This window comes from Oceanobacillus caeni, assembly GCF_019037185.1.
In the GTDB taxonomy this organism is placed as follows: domain Bacteria; phylum Bacillota; class Bacilli; order Bacillales; family Amphibacillaceae; genus Oceanobacillus; species Oceanobacillus caeni.
Map to the genome: position 1 here is coordinate 1 of NZ_JAHHXM010000071.1, position 2,009 is coordinate 2,009.

Annotated in this window: 2 protein-coding genes; both read left to right on the forward strand. The window is 36.6% G+C overall.

Features of this window, described 5'->3' with window-relative positions; genetic code table 11:
- Positions 1-1,522, forward strand: a 1,522-nt coding sequence (istA, locus tag KM885_RS17700; RefSeq protein WP_216884339.1) for an IS21 family transposase, incomplete at its 5' end; no start/stop codon positions are given.
- A 1-nt stretch (position 1,523) separates the two neighbouring features.
- The coding region (locus tag KM885_RS17705; RefSeq protein WP_216884340.1) for an ATP-binding protein at positions 1,524-2,009 on the forward strand (486 nt) is incomplete at its 3' end.

Consider the following 2,009-nt stretch of genomic DNA (forward strand, 5'->3'; position numbering starts at 1 on the left):
TTATCAAGAAATACATCGTTTAAAGAGTATAGGTTTCTCAAACACTAAGATTGCAAAGAAATTAAAGATTTCTAGAAACAGAGTAATTGAATATTTGAGTATGACACCGGAGGAGTTCGCTGAGTTTATTGCATCGCTACAAAATCGAACAAAGAAGCTGGATCCCTATCAAAATTACATATTGACGTGGTTAAAGGAACATCCGGATATGACAAGTTCTCAAATTCATGACTGGCTGCAGGATAGACTTGATGTACAGTCAGTGGCTGAGAATACGGTTCGAAATTATGTGAATGACTTAAGAGACAAATATCATATACCAAAAGAAACGATGGAACGAATGTATGGCGCAGTAGAAGAACTTCCAATGGGAAAACAAATGCAAGTAGATTTTGGAGAAACATTTGTCTATATGGATACAGGGCAAAGAAAGAAACTTTATGTAGCTGGGTTCATCTTATCTCATTCAAGATTCAAATATGTAGAATGGATAGATAGACCCCTTCGAACAGCTGATTTGATCAGGATGCAAGAAAGTGCATTTCGATATTTTGGGGGGATGACAGAAGAGATTGTATATGACCAGGATCGTTTATTGGCAGTTAGCGAGAATGCCGGAGATCTAATCCTGACGGAGTCTTTTACTAAATATCATGAAACAAGAAAGTTTAAGATATATCTGTGCAGAAAGAGTGATCCGGAGTCAAAGGGGAAAATTGAACAAGTAATAAAATATGTAAAGAATAATTTTGCGAAGCACCGCATCTACATAGACTTAGATTCATGGCAGCAGTCATCCTTAAAGTGGTTAAAAAGAACGGGAAACTATAAGATTCATCATAATACAAAGAAAAGACCTTTCGAAGCGCACGCCCTCGAAAAGCAGCATCTTCAAAAGGTCAATGGAAATTACATTTTTGAAAATATATCAACTATAAATATAACAAGAAAAATTCATAAAGACAACGTTATTCGTTTTGAAGGGAATCGGTATAGCGTTCCATTGGGAACATTTCAAAGTGGTAAAGAAAATATTGCTTATGTATTCGTATCTAGAGGAGATTTGAGCATCTCCCTGCATCCAGATGGTGGTCCGATTGCCACACATAAATTGTCTGAAGAAAAAGGTAAAGTCATTACAGATCCTAAGCATCGACAAAGGTCTCAAACAAAAAGAGATAAACTCGCAGAACAAGTTATGGACGAATTAGCTGAAACGGAAGTTTCAACCTGGCTTATTCAGACGTTACAAGAACATTACCCAAGACACACCATTGATCAATTCAAAGTAGTACTTAACGCAATCAAGCAACACCCTTGGCATATCAATGATGCCGTAAAAGAAATGAAAAGACTAGGGTTGACTAGTGCTAATGATTTAAGAGATATTGCAATTTCATTAGAGATGCAAAGCAGTAAACAATTGTCCAAAAAAGAATTGATCAATGAGAAATATAAAGACATCACAGCCCCTGAGCGCAGTCAGGATATCTATCTACAAGTACTTCAAGGAGGTAGATAAAATGACAGATTCCTATAATGAACTTCAACAAAAATGCAGGACACTAAGGTTAGCAGAAACGGCAAAGGAACTACCGAATATGCTTAGGGAGGCAGAATCCAAGAGTTGGACCTACTATGAATTTATTAATCAGGTACTCGGATATGAATTGAGTTGTCGCGAAGAGAAGAATCGTTCCAAGTTGATGAAATGGGCAGAGTTTCCTCAACCATTAACGCTAGACCAATTTAAATTAGAAGAGCAATCTGCGATTGGTGATAAGCAATTAAATGTATTAAAGGAACTTTCATGGATAGATGAAAATTTCACATTAATCATGATGGGACCCCCTGGAGTTGGAAAAACTCATCTATCAACCGGATTAGGTATCCACGCAGTTAACCAAGGGTATCAAGTTTCGTTCGTATCTATGGATCACTTACTTTATATACTAAAGACAAGAGAGTATATCAGTAAGTCAAGAACAAGATACAAACGAATTACTACA